This is a genomic window from Rhodococcus spelaei (assembly GCF_006704125.1).
GTDB classification, from domain to species: domain Bacteria; phylum Actinomycetota; class Actinomycetes; order Mycobacteriales; family Mycobacteriaceae; genus Rhodococcus_G; species Rhodococcus_G spelaei.
The window spans coordinates 116,186-134,540 of record NZ_VIGH01000002.1 but is presented as its reverse complement, the minus strand read 5'-3'; the positions used below and the strand labels follow the sequence as shown (position 1 = coordinate 134,540).

Sequence of the window (18,355 nt, the reverse complement as noted above, 5' to 3'; positions counted from 1 at the left end):
GGTGAGCGGACGCGGTAGGTCTCGTCCGGGCCAGAGCCCGGGCGGTCGGGTTCGGGACGGGGCGGCTGCGCGTCGACCGTCGCGCACCCGGTCCGTTGGACCTACCGCGTCGGGCAGCCGTGGCGTCCCCGGTGACGCCGATCCCGACCTCGGCGCCGCGTCGCCCACCGAGAAGCCGGTGGGCGCGCGGGCCGGTCGTCGGAAGGGTGCGTCGGGTGAGAACCCGGAACGCACCTTTCTCGGCCTGTCCACCGCGAAGGCGGTGACGCTTGCCGTGGTGGTGTGTGCGCTGGCGCTGACGCTGGCAATGCCGTTGCGCACCTACCTGACTCAGCGCGGCGAAGCCGAGCAGCTCGCCGACCAGCAGCAGCAACTCGAGGACGATGTCGCGCGGCTGACCCGCGAGAAGCAGCAGAGCAACGACCCGGCGCGGATCAAGGCCGAGGCCCGCGACCGGCTGCAGTACGTGATGCCCGGCGAGACGCCGTACCAGGTGCAACTGCCCGGTGCCACGGCACCGCCGATCGAAACGCTGAACAAGCCGAAGCGCAGCGGCAATCCCTGGTACACCGACCTGTGGCGGCCGATCGTCGAACCGCAGGCCACGCCGGCGCCGACACCGCCCGCCCCGGCGCCTGCCGCGCCCGATCCGGCGAACCCGGGATCGATGACCATCCCACACGATCAAGGAGGGCCAGTCAGGTGACCGAGCCTGCCGACAGCAATTCCCATCCCGCGGTGTCCGCCGAGGACCTGGAGGCGGTGGCCGCGCAGTTGGGCCGCGACCCGCGCGGCGTGCTCGCCATCGCGTACCGCGCCCCGGACGGAGCGCCCGGCGTGGTCAAGACCGCGCCGCGACTGCCCGACGGCACCCCGTTTCCCACGCTGTACTACCTGACCGACCCGCGGCTGACCGCTGAGGCGAGCCGGCAGGAGTCCGCCGGGGTGATGCGCGAGATGACCGAGCGTCTGGCCGCCGACCCCGAGTTGGCCGCCGCCTACCGACGGGCACACGAGTCGTACCTTGCCGAGCGCAACGAAATTGACTCACTCGGAACGGATTTCACCGGCGGAGGCATGCCGGACCGGGTCAAGTGTCTGCATGTGCTGATGGCGCATTCGCTCGCCAAGGGACCGGGCGTCAACCCGCTCGGCGACGAGTCGGTGGCCCTCGCGGCCACCGGCAAACTGCGCGGCACCGCGATTCCCGCGGACTGGCCGGAGTACCAGGGCCCCGAGGGTGGGCGCGCGGAGGGCGACGCCGAATGACCCGGGTCGCCGCCGTCGACTGCGGCACGAACTCGATCAGGTTGCTGATCGCCGACGCCGACGAGTCCGGCCGGCTGCACGACGTCCGCCGCGAGATGCGGGTGGTGCGCCTCGGTCAGGGTGTCGACGCGACCGGCGAGTTCGCGCCCGAGGCGATTGCGAGGACCCGCGTCGCGCTCGAAGAGTATGCCGGGATGATCCGGGAGACCGGCGCGACCGCCGTGCGGATGGTCGCGACCTCCGCGACCCGCGACGTTGCCAACCGCGAGGACTTCTTCGCCATGACCCGCGAGGTGCTCGGCGCGGTGATCGCCGGGGCACAGGCCGAGGTGATCACCGGCGACGAGGAGGCGCGACTGTCGTTCTCCGGTGCCGTCGGTGAACTCGACCCGGCGACAGGGCCTTTCGTGGTGGTGGACCTCGGTGGCGGGTCCACCGAGGTGGTGCTCGGCGACGGCGACGGCGTGCGGGCGGCCTACTCCACCGACATCGGCTGCGTACGGATCACCGAGAGGTGCCTGCACGACGACCCGCCGACCGCCGAGCAGATCGCGCAGGCGCGCGAGTTCGCGTCGGCGAAGCTGGCCGAGGCGTTCGAGCGGGTGCCCGTCGAGCAGGCGCACACCTGGGTGGGCGTGGCCGGAACCATGACGACCCTCGCCGCGGTCTCCCTGGACCTGCCGCACTACGACGCGGAGCGGGTGCACCTGTCGCGGATGTCGCTGCCGCGGCTGCACGAAGTGGACGCTCGATTGCTGCACATGACCCACGAGCAGCGGGCGGCCATCGGCCCGATGCATCCGGGACGGGTCGACGTGATCGGCGGGGGAGCGATCGTCGCCGACACGCTGGCCGAGGAGTTGGCGCGGCGCGCAGGCATCGACGAACTCGTGGTCAGCGAGCACGACATCCTGGACGGGATCGCACTCTCGATCCTGTGACGGTGAAGACCTGCTGTCGGGGCGGGTCGGCACGCTAGCATCCCGTGCAGCCACCTTCGGCTCGGCCGGGTGGCGAGCGGCCACGCCCCCATAGCCCAATTGGCAGAGGCAGCGGACTTAAAATCCGCTCAGTCCGGGTTCGAGTCCCGGTGGGGGCACAGGTGCGGAACGCACGAGCCACGAAGGCGGACGTCCCGGCACATGAATGACCCCACCAGCGCGAGGGAGGGCAAGGCTGGTGGGGTCTGCGTCACTGGAGGGGCGACGCGGGCATCACGGTAGCGAAGAAGGTTCGTTACTCGCGCGTACCAGACCGGCGAGTCGGCGACCGCGGTCTATGACAGCGACTTCGGCGCAATGTCCGCGACGATGGCGTGGATCGTGCCGTCCGGGACGTCGAAGGTCTCGGTGATCTCGACGGTCATCAACTTGGTGCCCGCGACGCCCGCGTCCAGCAGGTACGTCGTGGAGACCGTATTGCCGGCCTCGGACATCTCGAGGTCTCGGATGCCCTGGATGACCCGGTACTGCAGACCCTGCTCCAGGTCCCGCGTCATCTGTGGGCCGGAGAAGCCGGTTTTGAGGCCGGCCTCCACTCGGGTCGCGTCGGGGGCGAACCGGACGTCGGCCGCGTTGTGTGAGACCAGAGCGTCGATGTAGGCACGGGCGATCGCCTCGCGTGGAGTGTCGGCGGCGTTCGGCGCAGCGGCGGCAATTCCGGAGCCGGTGGTCAGTACCACTGCGACGCCGGCGGCGGACAGGGCGAGGTTTCGGAGGGTGCGCATGGCGCATCGTAGCCAGAACCGGTTTCATCCGGGCCGCAACCGGGCGATCACCGTGAAAAACGCGCAGACCAGGCGTTATGTGACCGGAGTCATGTCCGGGCCGGTCGAATCCGCATAGTCGCTGCGCACAGCGCTGCCCTTACGGCGTAAAGCAAGATCATACTTTGATAAATATTTGGTCACGATCGACGAGTTGATACCAAGTCGTTACCTTCGTTTGCGACGGGGACCGAGGCCGCGGAAGCGGGAGCTCGGCCGAGCCGACGAAGATGAAGGAAGTAACTGTGGCGATTCACCACAGGACGTTCAATCGTTCTCACGCACTGCCCACCCGCCTCAAGCTTGCGACTGTCGCGGTCGCGACCGGCGCCATCCTGGCCGGCGGAGCCCAGCTCGGTGCCGCGAGCGCCTCCGCGGCGCCGCTGCAGGTCGCCCCCGGCGTGCTCCCCGCCGGTGTTGTGGTCCCCGTGATCGAGACGCCGCCCGGCCCGGCCGGTCAGTGGCTGACCGACTTCGTCGGCTCCCTGGGTGCCGGTAGCGTCGCGCCGAAGGCCCTGACCGTTCAGCCTGTCGCGGGCACCTTGAGCTCCGGATACGGCGCGCGCTGGGGTACTCAGCACGGTGGCATCGACATTGCCGCCCCGATGGGCACCCCGATCAAGTCCGCCGCGGCGGGCGAGGTCATCTCCGCCGGCCCCGCGTCCGGATTCGGGCAGTGGGTGCGCGTGCGGCACGACGACGGCGTCGTCACCGTCTACGGCCACGTCGAGACCTACCTGGTGAGTGTCGGCCAGCGCGTCGAGGCAGGTCAGCAGATCGCGACCGTCGGCAGCCGCGGCGAGTCGACCGGGCCTCACCTGCACTTCGAGACGTGGGACGCGAACGGCAACCGGACGAACCCGAGCGCGTGGCTCGCCGACCGGGGCGTCGGCGTGACCTGGGGTTCCTGACCCGTTCAACATCAAGATCCGGTAACGGTAGACGGCGCCGATATCGTTTTGTTATGTTCGGACCGGACAAACGGTGCGCACGGAAAGTGCCCCGCCAGCCGACAACGGATGAGGTACTGACGCCGTGGGAGATCACCGAAGGTCGAACAATCGCGCGACGGCGTTCCGCGTCGATCCGGACGCGATGCGCGGGCGTCACCGCGCGCAGACGTCGGGAAGCGGCGCCGGTGTCAAGGCCGCGACCGTCGCCGCGGCGACCGGTGCGATCCTCGCCGGCGGGGCCCAGCTCGGCGCGGCCAGTGCCTCCGCTGCCCCGATCCAGTTGCCGACGTTGCCCGCCGAGGCGGCGAACCTGCTGCCCGCGGGCGTCGAACTGCCCACCTCGATCGAGGTGCCGGACGTACCGGCCGCCGACTCGATTCCCGGGTTCGCCACCGCGAAGCAGTGGGTGAACGATCAGGTCAAGCAGCTCAGTCCGCTCAAGGCGCGCACCGTCCAACCCGTGTCGGGCACGCTGACCTCCGACTTCGGCTCGCGCTGGGGCGCCCACCACGGCGGTCTCGACATCGCCGCCCCGATCGGGACTCCGATTAGGTCCGCCACCGACGGCACCGTCATCTCCGCCGGCCCGGCCTCCGGGTTCGGCCAGTGGGTCCGGGTGATGAACGAGGACCGCACGATCACGGTGTACGGCCACGTCAACGACTACCAGGTCCAGGTGGGCCAGCAGGTCGTCGCGGGCCAGCAGATCGCGACCGTCGGCAACCGTGGCGAGTCCACGGGTCCGCACCTGCACTTCGAGGTCTGGGACCCGGCCGGAACCAAGATCGACCCCGCAAAGTGGTTGCGCGACAACGGTGTCTCGGTCACCTGGACCGGCAACGGACACAACGACCAGTGACCGAGTCGACCCTCACAGCACAATCTCTCACCGAACTGCTCGACACCCGGTACAGCTGCCGCGCGTTCTTGCCGGACCAGGTTCCGCACGAGGTGATCGAGCAGATCCTCACGCTGGCGCAGCGCACCCCGTCCTGGTGCAACACGCAGCCCTGGCAGGTTGCGATCACCGAGGGCGAGGCGACCGACCGTTTCCGTGTCGGGCTCGCCGAGGCACTGCGCACGGTCGCGCAGGCCAGCGACATCGAGTTCCCGCGTGAGTACCACGGCGTGTACCGCGACCGCCGCCGCGAGTGCGCACTGCAGCTCTACTCGAGTCTCGGCATCGCCGGCGACCGCGCGGCCTCGGCGCAGCAGACCATGCGTAACTTCGACCTGTTCGACGCGCCGCACGTGGCGGTCGTGACCACGGACGAGGCACTCGGCACGTACGGCGCCGTGGACTGCGGTCTCTACGTGGGCACCTTCCTGCTCGCCGCGCAGAGCCTCGGAGTCGCGACCATCCCGCAGGCCGCGCTGGCCGGCTGCTCGCCCTACCTGCGCGACTTCTTCGGCATCCCCGAGGGGCGAAACGTCGTGTGCGCCATCTCGTTCGGCTATCCGGACATCGAACACCCGGCGAACGGCTTCCGCACCACCCGGGCCGACCAGGACGCTGTGGTCAGCTGGGTGTCGCGGTAGTGCGCCGGCCCACCTGAAACACTGGACCGCGTGCCGGTTCCCGAAGAACTCCTCGCCCAGCTGCGACGCTTCCCCGACGTGGAGGCGCCGAACCTGTTCGCCGTCGACGGCGCGGACCGGCTGATCCTCGACGAGGCCGGGCAGGCCCTGCTGGCGGCGCGGCCGGGGACGGTCACGGTGATCGGCGACCGGTACGGCGCGCTTACCCTCGGTGCCGTTGCCGGATTCGGTACGAACGACGTTCGGGTGCACCAGGATCCGCTCACCGGCGAGCGTGCACTGACCGCGAATGCGGAGCGTGCCGGGCTCGTCGACAGCTTCCGGCACTGCGCGCTCGACGCGGATCTGTTGACCGGTGCCACGGTGGTGCTGCTGCAACTGCCGCGCAGCCTCACCGCACTCGCCGAGATCGCGGAGGCGATCGCCCGCTACGGCGACCCGGACGTCGTGGTGTACGCGGGCGGTCGCGTCAAGCACCTGTCGGTCGCGATGAACGAGGTGCTCGCCCGCAGCTTCACCCACGTCCACGCGACCCTCGCGCGGCAGAAGTCGAGGGTGCTCGTCGCGCGCGGCGCACTGCCTGCTCCGGTGGCACCGACCTTCCCGCTGCGCGAGCGGATCGAGGAACTGGACCTGGAGGTCGTCGCGCACGGGGCGGCGTTCGCGGGCACCAAACTCGACATCGGCACCCGCTTCCTGCTCGACTTCCTGCCCCGAACCGAGCTGTCCGCCCGTGACGCCGTCGACCTCGGGTGCGGGACGGGCATTCTCGCGGTCGCGCTCGCCCGGGTGCGACCCGAGCTCGCCGTGATCGCGACGGACCAGTCCGCGGCGGCCGTCGACTCGGCCGCGGCAACAGCGGCAGCGAACGGCGTCGGCGACCGGGTCACCGCGCTGCGCGACGATGTCATGTCGAGCCTCGGCGACAACTCGGTGGACCTGATCGTGTGCAATCCGCCGTTCCATGTCGGCGCGGCGGTGCACACCGGCGCGGCGCAGGCGATGTTCCGCGCGGCGGGCCGGGTGCTGCGACCAGGCGGGGAATTGTGGACCGTCTACAACTCGCACCTGGCCTACCGGAGTTCGCTGCGTGTGCTCGTCGGGCGGACCGAGGAGGTCGGGCGCAACCCGAAGTTCACCGTCACCCGCTCCGTCAAGGGGCAGTGAGCTCGCTCCTCGATGGAGGGGGCGAGTGGCGCGCAGACGGTCGCGACGGCACCTCGGCGGACGGTAGAGTCCGTTTTGTCCGACCATGGTTTCGGTCGCGCAGGTCGCGACGGGAACTTCCGGGTGGATGCCAGTCGTTTGACCAAACAGGAGCGGGTGCGAACCCGCAGCGGTCGGGCCACAATGGCGCGACAGACCCCCGCGAGGGTCCACGAAAGAAGGGACACGCACGGTGCGCACCACCAGCAACCCGGTGTTCCGCAACCTCCCCAAGCAGGAGGGCGGATACGCCTCGTTCGGTTCTGCCACGGCGGGCGCCGGGCAGATGACTCAGCAGTTCGGCCAGCCGCAGTACACCCAGGCCGAGCCCTACACGACCGGTCCCGCGCAGCGGGCCATGACGATCGACGACGTGGTCACCAAGACCGGCATCACGCTCGGTGTGCTGTCCATCGCCGCGATCATCTCCTACAGCCTGGTCCACGGGAACACGAGCCTCGCCGGCCCGTTCGTCATCGTGGGCGGCCTCGTCGGCCTGGTCCTGGTCCTGGTGGCCACCTTCGGTCGCAAGATGGACAACCCGGCGATCGTGCTGGCCTACGCCGCGGCCGAGGGTGTGTTCCTGGGCGCGCTGTCGTTCATGTTCACGAACATCGAGTTCGGCGGCGTCGGCGGCACCGCACTGATCGGGCAGGCCGTGCTCGGCACCTTCGGTGTGTTCTTCGGCATGCTCGTGGTCTACAAGACCGGCGCCATCCGCGTCACCCCACGGCTGACCCGGATGATCGTCGGCGCCCTGATCGGCGTCGTGGTCCTCGCGCTCGGCAACCTGGTCGCCAGCTTCTTCATCTCGGGCGGTCTCGGCCTTCGTGACGGCGGCGGCCTCGCGATCGTCTTCAGCCTCGTCTGCATCGGCATCGCCGCGTTCAGCTTCCTGCTGGACTTCGACGCCGCCGACCAGCTGATCCGCGCGCAGGCGCCGGAGAAGGCGGCCTGGGGCGTCGCATTCGGTCTCACCGTCACGCTGGTGTGGCTGTACGTCGAGATCCTGCGACTGCTGAGCTACTTCAACAACGACTAGCAGCAGCACGCTTCACCGCGAACGGGCGGTTTCCTGGCAGGCCTCTCGGCCGATGCTCAGGGAATCGCCCGTTCGCCGTTGTGGACAACGGTGCGACTTGTCCACAGGCTGAAGGTCGCCCGCGATTTCGGGCGCGCCGAGACGGCACGCTGAGGTGATGGGGGGATATGACGCACCATTTCTCGGCTCACATGCGGTTGCCGACGGACTGCTGACACAGCACGAGCTCTACCACGACTTCGCACGCATCTACCAGGGCGTTTACCTCAGCAAGCGCACCGAGCTCACCGCCGCTGTGCGGGCCCGCGCGGCGTGGCTGTTCGCCGGTCCGGACGCGACCCTGACCGGCTTCTCGGCTGCTGCCCTGCACGGGTCCACGTGGATCGATCCGGGAGAGCCCGCCGAGGTCATCCGCGAGGGACATCACCGGTCGACGACGAAGCTCCTCGTTCACGACTTCCGGCTCGAACCCGGCGAGGCGACCGTCGTTGACGGTATCCGAACCGCGACCCCTGCTCGCGCGGCGTTCGACCTCGGTCGCCGGCTGCCGCGGATCCCGGCGATCGTCGCGCTCGACGCCCTGTGCAGTTCTACGGGACTCAAGCCCGAGGAGATCGCGCGGCTCGCGGAACGGCACCCGCGGGCCCGGGGACTCGTCCGACTGCGCTCGATCCTGCCGGACGTCGACGGTGGCGCGGAGTCACCGCCCGAAACCCACACCCGGCTGGTCATCGTCGATGCCGGACTGCCGCGCCCCGAGACACAGATCGTGATCGTCGACAACGACGGCTGGGAGTTCGCGCGCTCAGACCTGGGCTGGCGGGAGTGGTCGGTGCTGGTCGAATACGACGGCGAGCACCATTGGAAGGATCGGCGTCAGCGGGCGTGGGACATCGAGCGGTTGGCACGGATCGAGGCGCTCGGGTGGACGGTGGTCCGCGTCGGCGCGGAGCTGCTGTACGACCGACCGGGCGATCTGGTCCGCCGGGTTCGCGGCAAACTCCGCGCGGCCGGCGCCCCGGTCTGACGACGACCGGGCGGTTTCCTGGAAAGCCTCTCGGCCGATGCTCAGGGAATCGCCCGTTCGGCGTCAGTGCGTCAGCGTCAGCGTGCGGGCGCGACGTGCGCGGTGACGATGCGGTGCAGCAGTCGGGCCGCGGTGCGCGCGGTGCGGTTGTCGACGTCCAACGTCGGGTTCAGCTCCGCGACGTCGACCACAGCGAGCTTGCCGCTGGTGGTGACGCGGTCGCAGACCCGTTGGATGATCTCGAGCGGCACGCCGTATCCGGCCGGGGCGCTGACGCCGGGGGCGACGCCGGCGGGCAGCACGTCGAGGTCGATGGTCAGGTAGACCAGGTCGACGTCGTCGAGGAAGGTCGAGACGAACTCGTCCACCTCCGCGCGATCCGCGACGCCGCAACGCTCGTCGAGCAGGTAGCGGACGCCGAGCCGGTGCGCGGTGTCGAACAGGGCCGTGGTGTTGCTGGGCTGGCTGATGCCGAGAACGTCGTAACGGTGTGCGGTGCCGGCCGCGTGCTCGGCCTCGGCGATCTGCCGGAACGAGGTGCCGGAGCTGGGCACGGGGTCGCCGCGCAGGTCGAAGTGCGCGTCGAGGTTCAAGATCCCCAGCCGGGGGCGGGCCCGACGCAGCTGGGCGGCCGCGACGCCCTGGTAGGTGCCGAAGGCCACCTCGTGGCCGCCGCCGAGCACCACCGGCAGCCTGCCCGCGTCGATGGCGGTGGCGACGGCCCGGCCGAGGGCAGCCTGGCAGACTTCGAGGTCTTCCCCGGTGACGGCGATCGTGCCGGCGTCCTCGAGTGGCAGCGGCTGCGCCAGCGCCATCGACGCGAGCGCCGCGCGCAGGGCGTCCGGTCCGGCGGCCGCGCCGCGTCGGCCCTTGTTGCGTCGCACACCCTCGTCGCTGGCGAAGCCGATCAGGACGCTACCGACGCCGGGCTCGGCGGAGTACGGCGTGATCGCGTGGTGCCAGCGCAGGTGTTCGGGCGACTCTCCGTCGGACCGACCGGTCCACGGCTGCGGCGCGATGTCGACAGCGATGTCGTGGCTCATGCGAGCACACCGTCCTTCCAGACCTCGCGGACCAGTGGCACCCCCGGCCGGTAGGCGAGGTGCAGGTACGACGGGGCATCCAGGGCGATCGCGTCGGCGCGGGCGCCGATCCTCAGGCTGCCCACGTCCTCGCGCTGCAGAGCCCTCGCGCCGCCGGCGGTCGCCGCCCAGACGGCCTCCGCGGGCGTCATGTGCATGTCCCGGACCGCGATCGCGATGCAGAACGGCAGGCTGGTGGTGTAGCAGGTGCCCGGATTGCAGTCCGCGCCGAGCGCGACCGTGACGCCCGCGGCGAGCAGGGCCCGGGCTCCGGGGTACTGGTTTCGGGTGGAGAAGTCGGCGCCCGGTAGCAGCGTCGCCACCGTCGAGCTGCCTGCGAGGGCGTCGATGTCGGCCTGGTTCACGTAGGTGACGTGGTCGACGGACGCGGCGCCCATCTCGACGGCCAGCTGTACACCGGGGCCCTCACCGAGCTGGTTGCCGTGCACCCGGGGGATCAGGCCGTGCGCGACGCCGGCGCGCAGAACGGCGCGCGACTGCTCGAGGGTGAACGCGCCGCGCTCGCAGAACACGTCGATCCACTTGGCGTGCGGGGCACAGGCGGGGATCATCTCGTCGACCGCCATCGTGACGTATTCGTCGGCGCGGCCCGCGTACTCCGGCGGCGGGACGTGAGCCGCCAGGAGCGTGACCTCGTCGGTGAACCGGCTCGCGATCTGCACGCTGCGGAGCTCGTCCCGTGTGCACTGTCCGTAGCCGGACTTGATTTCGACGGTGGTGCTGCCCGAGCGCCGCGACTCGTCGAGGAGGCGCCGCACGTTGGCGGCGAGCTGCTCGTCGCTCGCGGCGCGGGTGGCCTCGATGGTGGTGCGGATGCCGCCGGCGGCGTACTTCTCGCCGGACATCCGGGCCGCGAACTCCTCGGCACGCTCACCCGCGAACACCAGGTGCGAGTGGCTCTCGACGAACCCGGGCAGGACCGCCCGGCCGCCGAGGTCGTGTCCGGCGTCGGCAGCCGGTGCGTCGGCGGAGTTGCCGACCCACGCCACCACCCCGTCCTCGAAGACGATCGCGGCGTCGCGGCGAACCCCGAGCACTCCCTCGCCGAGACCGGGATCGTTGGTGACGAGGGTGCCGATGTTCGTCAGGGCCCGGGTCCGTGCGGACCTGCTCACCGCAGGGCCCCGACCGCGTCCTCCGCAGCCGCGACCAGCGCGCCCGACATGGCGAGTTCGACGGCCCGCTCGATCTCCGGGGCGAGGTGGCGGTCCGTGCCGGGGCCGGGGACCACGGTCCGCAGCATCCGCAGCACCGCTCCGGTGCCCGCGCCGGGCTGCAACGGAGCACGCAGGTCGATTCCCCGTGCCGCGGCGAGGATTTCAACGGACAGTACTCGGGTCAGTCCATCGATCGACCGGCGCAGCTTGCGGGCCGCCGACCAGCCCATCGACACGTGGTCCTCCTGCATTGCGGAGGACGGGATCGAGTCGACGCTCGCCGGCACCGCGAGGCGCTTGAGCTCGGAAACGATCGCGGCCTGGGTGTACTGGGCGATCATCAGTCCGCTGTCGACGCCGGGGTCGTCGGCGAGGAACGGCGGCAGTCCGTGATTGCGGGCGACGTCGAGGAACCGGTCGGTGCGGCGTTCGCTGATGCTCGCAACGTCGGCCGCGACGATGGCGAGGAAGTCGAGCACGTACGAGACCGGTGCGCCGTGGAAGTTGCCGTTGGACTCCACGCGGCCGTCGAAGGTCACTACCGGATTGTCGATGGTGGAAGCCAGTTCGCGCACCGCGACGGTGCGGGCGTGCTCGACGGTGTCGCGGGCGCCGCCGGCGACCTGAGGGGCGCAGCGCAGCGAGTAGGCGTCCTGGACGCGGGTGTCCTCGGGTCCGGCGTGGGACGCGACGATCGGCGAACCGGCGAGCAGTCGCGTCATGTTCGCGGCGGCCGCGGCCTGGCCGGGGTGCGGGCGCAGTGCCTGCAGGTCCGCGGCGAACACCCGGTCGGTGCCGAGCAGACCCTCGACGCTCATCGCCGCGGCCACGTCGGCGAGCTTGAGCAGGTGGTCCAGGTCGGTGATCGCCAGCGCCAACTGTCCGAGCATGCCGTCGGTGCCGTTGATCAGCGCCAGGCCCTCCTTCTCGGCGAGGACGACCGGTGTGAGGCCGTGCTCGGCGAGGGCGTCGGCAGCCGGGAGAAGGCGTCCGTCGGCGATACGGACGGTGCCCTCGCCCATGACCGCGAGGGCGACGTGTGCGAGCGGGGCGAGGTCGCCGGAGCAGCCGAGGCTGCCGTACTCGTAGACCACCGGGGTGATCCCCGTCGTCAGCAGGTCGGCGTAGGCCTGCGCGACCTCGGGGCGGACGCCGGTGCGTCCGGTCGCGAGGGTCGACAGACGCAGCAGCATCAGCGCGCGCACGACCTCCCGCTCGACCTCCGGGCCGGACCCGGCGGCATGGGAGCGGATCAGGCTGCGCTGCAACCGGGTTCGCAGGTTCGGCGGGATGTGCCGGGTGGCGAGGGCGCCGAAGCCCGTGGAGACCCCGTACACCGGGACCGGGCTCGCGGCGAGGTCCTCGATGTGGGTGCGGGTGGCGGCCATCGCGGCGAGCGACTCGGCACTCAGTCGGACACCGTGGCCGCGGCGCGCGACGTCGACGACGTCCGCGATGGTGACGGGTCCGAGGCCGACCTCGACGGTGGGGGTGTCGGCGGGGTGGGTCACGACGGCTCCAATGTCAGTAGAGGGCCCGGATTTCGGGGATCGGGCTGTGGCTCAGCGGTTCTCCTGCATCGGGATCCGGATGCCGCGCTCGCGGGCGGTGTCGATGGCGTGCTCGTACCCGGCGTCGGCGTGTCGGATGACGCCCATGCCCGGGTCGTTGGTCAGCACGGCTTCGATCTTCTTGGCGGCCAGCTCGGTGCCGTCGGCGATGCACACTTGACCGGCGTGGATGGAGCGGCCCATGCCGACGCCGCCGCCGTGGTGGATCGACACCCAGGACGCGCCGGACGCGGTGTTGACGAGGGCATTGAGCAGCGGCCAGTCGGCGACCGCGTCGGAGCCGTCCTTCATCGCCTCGGTCTCGCGGTACGGCGAGGCGACGGAGCCGGAGTCCAGGTGGTCGCGGCCGATCGCGATCGGAGCGGACAGCTCGCCGGAGGCGACCATCTCGTTGAACTTCAAGCCGGCCTTGTGACGTTCGCCGTAGCCGAGCCAGCAGATGCGGGCGGGCAGGCCCTGGAAGGCGACCTTCTCGCCGGCCATCTCGATCCAGCGCCCCAGGTGCTCGTTCTCCGGGAACAGCTCGAGGATCGCCTCGTCGGTGGCGGCGATGTCCTTCGGGTCGCCGGACAGCGCGGCCCAACGGAACGGGCCGAGGCCCTCCTCGAACAGCGGGCGGATGTAGGCCGGTACGAAGCCGGGGAACGCGAACGCGCGGTCGTAGCCGGCCTTGCGTGCCTCGTCGCGGATCGAGTTGCCGTAGTCGAAGACTTCGGCACCCTTGTCCTGGAAGCCGACCATCGCCTCGACATGCGCGGCCATCGACTTGCGTGCCTCTTCGGTGAAGTGCTCGGGGTCCTTGGCAGCGAGGGTCTTCATGTCGGCGAACTCGACGCCGAGCGGCAGGTAGGACAGCGGGTCGTGCGCCGACGTCTGGTCGGTGACGATGTCGATGGGCGCGTCCATCGCGAGCAGGGCCGGGAAGATCTCGGCGGCGTTGCCGACGATGCCGACGGACAGCGGCTTGCGAGCGTCGCGGGCCTCGGTGGCCAGCTGCAGGGCGTGCTCGATGCTGTCGGCCTTGGCGTCGAGATACTCGTGGGCGATGCGGCGGTCGATGCGGGTGACGTCGCAGTCGACGCAGATCGCGACGCCGTCGTTCATGGTGACGGCCAGCGGCTGCGCGCCACCCATGCCGCCCATGCCCGCGGTCAGGGTGATCGTGCCGGCCAGGGTGCCGTCACCGTGTCCATGCCGACCAGAGGCCGCGAACTTGCGGGCAATCGCGCCGAAGGTCTCGTAGGTGCCCTGCAGGATGCCCTGGGTGCCGATGTAGATCCAGGACCCGGCGGTCATCTGGCCGTACATCATCAGGCCCTCGGCCTCGAGCTTGCGGAACTGCTCCCAGTTGGCCCAGTCGCCGACGAGGTTGGAGTTCGCGAGGAGCACGCGCGGCGCCCACTCGTTGGTGCGGAAGACGCCGACCGGCTTGCCGGACTGGACCAGCATGGTCTCGTCGTTCTTCAGCGTCTTGAGGGTCGCGACCATCGCGTCGAACGCGGCCCAGCTGCGTGCGGCGCGGCCGGTGCCGCCGTAGACCACCAGGTTGTCGGGGTGCTCGGCGACCTCGGGATCGAGGTTGTTCATGAGCATGCGCAGCGCGCCCTCCTGCTGCCACCCGAGGGTGTTCAGCTCGGAGCCGCGGGGGGCGCGTACGGGCCGGGCCTCGTGGCCGGGAGAGGTGATGTCCATCGGGTACTCCTCGAGGCGAGAGTGAGTCCATTCTTGTACAACCACCGAGCTCGCTGTCCTGTTTTGTCCGTGAACGACGAACGGGCGATTCCCTGAGCATCGGTCGAGTGACCCGCCAGGAAACCGCCCGTTCGTGGACGCGAAGAACTAGCTCAGGCGCTCGAGCACCATCGCCATGCCCTGGCCGCCGCCGACGCACATGGTCTCGACGCCGAAGGTCTTGTCCTGCTCGCGCAGGTTGTTGAGCAGGGTGTTGGTGATGCGGGCACCGGTCATGCCGAACGGGTGGCCCAGGGCGATCGCGCCGCCCGAGATGTTGATCTTGTCCTCGTCGAGGTCCAGCGCGCGGGCGGAGCCGATGACCTGCACCGCGAACGCTTCGTTGATCTCGTACAGGTCGATGTCCGAGGTGGTCATCTTCGCGTAGCCGAGGGCCTTCTTGACGGCCTCGATCGGGCCCAGGCCCATGATCTCGGGGGACAGGCCGGTGGCGGCGGTGGAGACGACGCGCGCCAGCGGGGTCAGGCCGAGGGCCTTGGCCTTGGTGTCGCTCATGATGACGAGCGCGGCCGCGCCGTCGTTGAGCGGGCAGGCGTTGCCGGCGGTGACGGTGCCGTCGGGACGGAAGACCGGCTTGAGCTGGCTGATCTTCTCGTAGGCGGTGCCGGCGCGCGGACCGTCGTCGGTGCTGACGACGGTGCCGTCGGCGAGGGTGACCGGGGTGATCTCGTTCGCGAAGAAGCCGCGGTTGATGGCCTCCTCGGCGCGGTTCTGGCTGCGCACGCCCCAGCGGTCCTGGTCCTCGCGGCTGATGCCGGTCAGGGACGCGACGTTCTCGGCGGTCTGGCCCATCGCGATGTAGATGTCGGGGGTCAGGCCGTCCTCGCGGGGGTCCTTCCACGCGACGCCACCCTGGGTGGCCAGCTCGGTGCGGGCCTGGGCGTCCGCGTAGCGGGCGTTCTTGGTGTTCGGCCAGCCGTCGGCGCTGCCGGTGGCGAAGCTGGACACCGACTCGACGCCGGCGGAGATGAACACGTCACCCTCGCCCGCGCGGATGGCGTGCATGGCCATCCGGGTGGTCTGCAGCGACGAGGAGCAGTAGCGGTTGACGGTCACGCCGGGCAGGAAGTCGTACCCGAGCGTGGTGGCGACGATCTTGGCGATGTTGTAGCCGGACTGTCCGCCCGGCTGGCCACAACCCATGATCAGGTCGTCGATCTCGGCGGGGTCGAGCTCCGGGACCTTGGCGAGGGCGGCGGCGACCATCTGAGCGGCCAGGTCGTCCGGGCGAATGTCCTTGAGCGAACCCTTTCCGGCGCGGCCGATGGGCGAGCGCACGGCGGAGACAATGACTGCCTCAGGCATGAGAACTCCTTATTTCTTTGCTTGTGTACATGACGCGGACACGGGTGGTTTGGCTCAGACGTTACGTGGCGCTTTCCGCGCGCTGACGACGCAGTCGGTCATCGACGGGTTCGGGCGGGGCCGCGCGGGGCTCGGCGATTGCCCGTTCGGTGTCGTCGCCGACCGCGGCGGGCCGCCGTTCGAGCTCGCGGCGACGCAGAAAGTGGTTGGCGGCAGCGCTGATTCGCGATCCGATCCGTTTGGCCTCGGCGGCCTCGGACACCTGCGGCAGGGTGGGCAGCGGACCACCGTCCCACTCACCGAGCGCTGCGGCGAGGACGGGAAGCAACTGTCTGGCGGCGAGTTCGTACCCCGCGGCCGACGGATGGAAGTGGTCCGCGGAGAACATCGCGTCGGGTGCGGCCAGGAATTCGGGGGCCAGCAGGTCCGCCAGCGCGACCGGGTGCCCGCCCGCCTCGAGCACGGCCGCGGTTTGGGCCCGGGCCAGCAGTTGACCCCACCGCCGGACCACCGTGCGCAGGGGTTGCGGGATCGCACCCACGACGCCCAGGTCGGGACAGGTGCCGACCACGACGACGCTGCCGCCGAGGCGCAGGCGCGCTGCGGCGTCGCCGAGGCGGCGGGCGGACGCGTGGATCGCGTTCTTCGCGGTGACGTCGTTCGCGCCGATCAGGATCACCGCCGCGTCCGGCGGCGGCCCGGCGATGAACATCGCGTCGACCTGCCCCTCGAGGCCCTTGGAGGTGGCCCCGGCGATCGCCTTCGTACTCAGCCGCACCCGCTTGCCGGTCTCGTCGGCGAGGCCGCGGGCCAGCCGGACGCCCGGCACCTCGTCGGCACTGGCGCAGCCGACCCCGGCCGCGGTCGAGTCGCCGAAGATCATCAGGTAGATGTCCCACTCCACCCCGGGCCGCCACGGCTGCGGGGCGACGCAGCCCGCGGTGTACACCCCGTCGGCCTCGGGCGGTTTCGCCACGTTGCGGCCGATCACCCCGCGTGCGGCGCTGGCCTGCCCCATCAGGTAGTTGTAGAGCGCCCACGACGCCGTGCCCGCCGAGGACCCCGCAACGGCCGCGGCCGCACCCGCCTTCGCGGCGGTCTTCCATCCGCTGGTGGGCACAGCGACCACCCCTCCCCTCGGCGCGAAGCTGACACCTCGAATCTAGTGCCAATCGCGGCGGTGCGTCGTGGCGAGCGGTCCACGTGTTGCCGTCGACGCGGCCTCTGGGACCATGGAGTCATGCGCATCGCGGATCACGTCGTGGACCTCATCGGAAACACCCCGCTGGTCAAGCTGAACTCGGTGGTCGAACCCGGCTCGGGCCTGGTCGCGGCCAAGATCGAGTACCTCAACCCGGGCGGCAGCTCGAAGGACCGCATCGCGGTCAAGATGGTCGACGCGGCGGAGGCGTCGGGTGCACTGAAGCCGGGCGGAACCATCGTCGAGCCGACCTCCGGCAACACGGGTATCGGTCTGGCTCTCGTTGCCCAGCAGCGCGGCTACAAGTGTGTGTTCGTGTGCCCCGACAAGGTCAGCGAGGACAAGCGCAACGTCCTGAAGGCTTACGGCGCCGAGGTCGTGGTCTGCCCGACCGCCGTCGCGCCCGACCACCCGGACAGCTACTACAACGTCTCCGACCGTCTGGTCAAGGAGATCCCCGGCGCCTGGAAGCCGGACCAGTACTCCAACCCGGGCGGGCCGGACAGCCACTACGAGACCACCGGTCCGGAGATCTGGCGCGACACCGAGGGCAAGATCACCCACTTCGTCGCGGGCGTCGGAACCGGCGGCACCATCACCGGCACCGGCCGCTACCTCAAGGAGGTCTCGGGCGGGAAGGTCAAGGTCATCGGTGCCGACCCGGAGGGCTCGGTGTACTCCGGCGGCACCGGTCGGCCGTACCTCGTCGAGGGCGTCGGTGAGGACTTCTGGCCCACCGCCTACGACCCGTCGATCCCGGACGAGATCATCGCGGTCTCGGACGCCGACTCGTTCGACATGACGCGTCGCCTGGCCCGCGAGGAGGGCCTGCTGGTCGGCGGCTCCTGCGGCATGGCGGTCGTCGCGGCCCTGCGCGTGGCCGAGCGCGACCCGGACGCGGTGGTCGTGGTCCTGCTACCCGACGGTGGTCGCGGCTACCTGTCGAAGATCTTCAACGACAAGTGGATGGCGTCCTACGGCTTCCTGCGGACCCCGCTGGACGGCAAGACCCACGAGCCGACCGTCGGGGACGTGTTGCGCGGCAAGTCCGGTGAGCTGCCGGACCTGGTGCACACGCACCCGTCGGAGACGCTGCGCGACGCCATCGAGATCCTGCGCGAGTACGGCGTCTCGCAGATGCCGGTCGTCGGGGCCGAGCCGCCGGTGATGGCCGGCGAGGTCGCGGGCAGCGTCACCGAACGCGACCTGCTCTCGGCGGTGTTCGAGGGGCGTGCGCAGCTCGCGGATCCGGTCGCCAAGCACATGAGCGCGCCGTTCCCGCTGATCGGTTCCGGCGAGCCCGTGACCGCCGCGACGAAGGCGCTCGGCGAGTCCGACGCGCTGATGGTCGTCGACGACGGCAAGCCGGTCGGCGTCATCACCCGACACGACCTGCTCGGATTCCTCAGCGCGGGCGCGTAACTCGGCGGGGAGAGCGGCCGGCCCCGGTGCCCTACGATCGCCT

General features: G+C 70.4%; 17 protein-coding genes and 1 tRNA gene. 11 read left to right on the top strand and 7 right to left on the bottom strand.

Going from position 1 to position 18,355, the window contains the following annotated elements:
• Position 1: 1 nt before the first annotated feature.
• The 4 genes from FK531_RS04505 (at position 2) to FK531_RS04490 (ending at position 2,368) form a co-directional block, all read left to right on the top strand.
• Positions 2–706 (top strand): FtsB family cell division protein, encoded by a 705-nt coding sequence (locus tag FK531_RS04505; RefSeq protein ID WP_142095590.1) that lies wholly within the window; start codon positions 2–4, stop codon positions 704–706.
• Positions 703–1,269, top strand: coding sequence for a DUF501 domain-containing protein (locus FK531_RS04500; protein ID WP_246097874.1), 567 nt, complete (start codon positions 703–705; stop codon positions 1,267–1,269). The genes FK531_RS04505 and FK531_RS04500 overlap by 4 nt, the downstream gene beginning before the upstream one ends.
• On the top strand, positions 1,266–2,210 hold the full coding sequence (locus FK531_RS04495; RefSeq protein WP_142095588.1) for a Ppx/GppA phosphatase family protein: 945 nt from the start codon (positions 1,266–1,268) through the stop codon (positions 2,208–2,210). The genes FK531_RS04500 and FK531_RS04495 overlap by 4 nt, the downstream gene beginning before the upstream one ends.
• 84 nt (positions 2,211–2,294) lie before the next feature.
• Positions 2,295–2,368 (top strand) — tRNA-Leu (locus FK531_RS04490).
• Between the two features lie 177 nt (positions 2,369–2,545).
• Here the strand turns inward: FK531_RS04490 and FK531_RS04485 are convergent.
• Positions 2,546–2,995: a DUF8021 domain-containing protein gene (locus FK531_RS04485; RefSeq protein WP_142095586.1), complete on the bottom strand. Its 450-nt coding sequence runs from the start codon at positions 2,993–2,995 to the stop codon at positions 2,546–2,548.
• A 284-nt stretch (positions 2,996–3,279) separates the two neighbouring features.
• On the opposite strand from FK531_RS04485, the gene FK531_RS04480 reads away from it, so the two are divergent.
• The 6 genes from FK531_RS04480 (at position 3,280) to FK531_RS04455 (ending at position 8,801) form a co-directional block, all read left to right on the top strand.
• The gene (locus FK531_RS04480; protein ID WP_246097872.1) at positions 3,280–3,945 is read left to right on the top strand and encodes a M23 family metallopeptidase; all 666 of its coding nucleotides are present in this window, start codon (positions 3,280–3,282) and stop codon (positions 3,943–3,945) included.
• Between the two features lie 124 nt (positions 3,946–4,069).
• On the top strand, positions 4,070–4,846 hold the full coding sequence (locus FK531_RS04475; protein WP_181762817.1) for a M23 family metallopeptidase: 777 nt from the start codon (positions 4,070–4,072) through the stop codon (positions 4,844–4,846).
• A complete protein-coding gene (locus FK531_RS04470; RefSeq protein ID WP_142095582.1) occupies positions 4,843–5,526 on the top strand; it encodes a nitroreductase in 684 nt (227 codons plus the stop codon). Before FK531_RS04475 ends, FK531_RS04470 begins: the two co-directional genes overlap by 4 nt.
• 30 nt (positions 5,527–5,556) lie before the next feature.
• Complete coding sequence (locus tag FK531_RS04465) at positions 5,557–6,693, top strand: class I SAM-dependent methyltransferase (protein ID WP_142095580.1); 1,137 nt, start codon at positions 5,557–5,559, stop codon at positions 6,691–6,693.
• Positions 6,694–6,925: 232 nt separating this feature from the next.
• On the top strand, positions 6,926–7,774 hold the full coding sequence (locus FK531_RS04460) for a Bax inhibitor-1/YccA family protein (protein ID WP_142095578.1): 849 nt from the start codon (positions 6,926–6,928) through the stop codon (positions 7,772–7,774).
• 157 nt (positions 7,775–7,931) lie between these two features.
• On the top strand, positions 7,932–8,801 hold the full coding sequence (locus FK531_RS04455) for a type IV toxin-antitoxin system AbiEi family antitoxin (RefSeq protein ID WP_142095576.1): 870 nt from the start codon (positions 7,932–7,934) through the stop codon (positions 8,799–8,801).
• Between the two features lie 77 nt (positions 8,802–8,878).
• On the opposite strand, the gene hutG is transcribed toward FK531_RS04455, so the two are convergent.
• The 6 genes from hutG to FK531_RS04425 all read right to left on the bottom strand — a co-directional run bounded on the left by hutG (position 8,879) and on the right by FK531_RS04425 (position 16,809).
• A complete protein-coding gene (gene hutG / locus FK531_RS04450) occupies positions 8,879–9,844 on the bottom strand; it encodes a formimidoylglutamase (protein WP_142095574.1) in 966 nt (321 codons plus the stop codon).
• Complete coding sequence (gene hutI, locus FK531_RS04445; protein ID WP_142095571.1) at positions 9,841–11,019, bottom strand: imidazolonepropionase; 1,179 nt, start codon at positions 11,017–11,019, stop codon at positions 9,841–9,843. Before hutI ends, hutG begins: the two co-directional genes overlap by 4 nt.
• On the bottom strand, positions 11,016–12,572 hold the full coding sequence (gene hutH, locus FK531_RS04440) for a histidine ammonia-lyase (RefSeq protein ID WP_142095569.1): 1,557 nt from the start codon (positions 12,570–12,572) through the stop codon (positions 11,016–11,018). The genes hutI and hutH overlap by 4 nt, the downstream gene beginning before the upstream one ends.
• Before the next feature lie 51 nt (positions 12,573–12,623).
• Positions 12,624–14,324: a urocanate hydratase gene (gene hutU / locus FK531_RS04435; protein WP_142095567.1), complete on the bottom strand. Its 1,701-nt coding sequence runs from the start codon at positions 14,322–14,324 to the stop codon at positions 12,624–12,626.
• A 147-nt stretch (positions 14,325–14,471) separates the two neighbouring features.
• Positions 14,472–15,689, bottom strand: a complete 1,218-nt coding sequence (locus FK531_RS04430) for an acetyl-CoA C-acetyltransferase (RefSeq protein ID WP_142095565.1) — start codon at positions 15,687–15,689, stop codon at positions 14,472–14,474.
• Positions 15,690–15,750: 61 nt separating this feature from the next.
• On the bottom strand, positions 15,751–16,809 hold the full coding sequence (locus FK531_RS04425; protein ID WP_142095563.1) for an SGNH/GDSL hydrolase family protein: 1,059 nt from the start codon (positions 16,807–16,809) through the stop codon (positions 15,751–15,753).
• 120 nt (positions 16,810–16,929) lie between these two features.
• Here FK531_RS04425 and FK531_RS04420 point away from each other — a divergent pair, with 120 nt between their 5' ends.
• Positions 16,930–18,312: a cystathionine beta-synthase gene (locus FK531_RS04420; RefSeq protein WP_142095561.1), complete on the top strand. Its 1,383-nt coding sequence runs from the start codon at positions 16,930–16,932 to the stop codon at positions 18,310–18,312.
• Positions 18,313–18,355 lie beyond the last annotated feature (43 nt).

Excerpts from the sequence above, each read along its gene's own strand:
- FK531_RS04495 (WP_142095588.1), top strand. The coding sequence starts at position 1,266 with ATGACCCGGGTCGCCGCCGTCGACTGCGGCACGAACTCGATCAGGTTG.
- FK531_RS04485 (WP_142095586.1), bottom strand. The coding sequence starts at position 2,995 with ATGCGCACCCTCCGAAACCTCGCCCTGTCCGCCGCCGGCGTCGCAGTG.
- FK531_RS04455 (WP_142095576.1), top strand. The coding sequence starts at position 7,932 with ATGGGGGGATATGACGCACCATTTCTCGGCTCACATGCGGTTGCCGAC.
- hutG (WP_142095574.1), bottom strand. The coding sequence starts at position 9,844 with ATGAGCCACGACATCGCTGTCGACATCGCGCCGCAGCCGTGGACCGGT.
- hutU (WP_142095567.1), bottom strand. The coding sequence starts at position 14,324 with ATGGACATCACCTCTCCCGGCCACGAGGCCCGGCCCGTACGCGCCCCC.
- FK531_RS04430 (WP_142095565.1), bottom strand. The coding sequence starts at position 15,689 with ATGCCTGAGGCAGTCATTGTCTCCGCCGTGCGCTCGCCCATCGGCCGC.
- FK531_RS04420 (WP_142095561.1), top strand. The coding sequence starts at position 16,930 with ATGCGCATCGCGGATCACGTCGTGGACCTCATCGGAAACACCCCGCTG.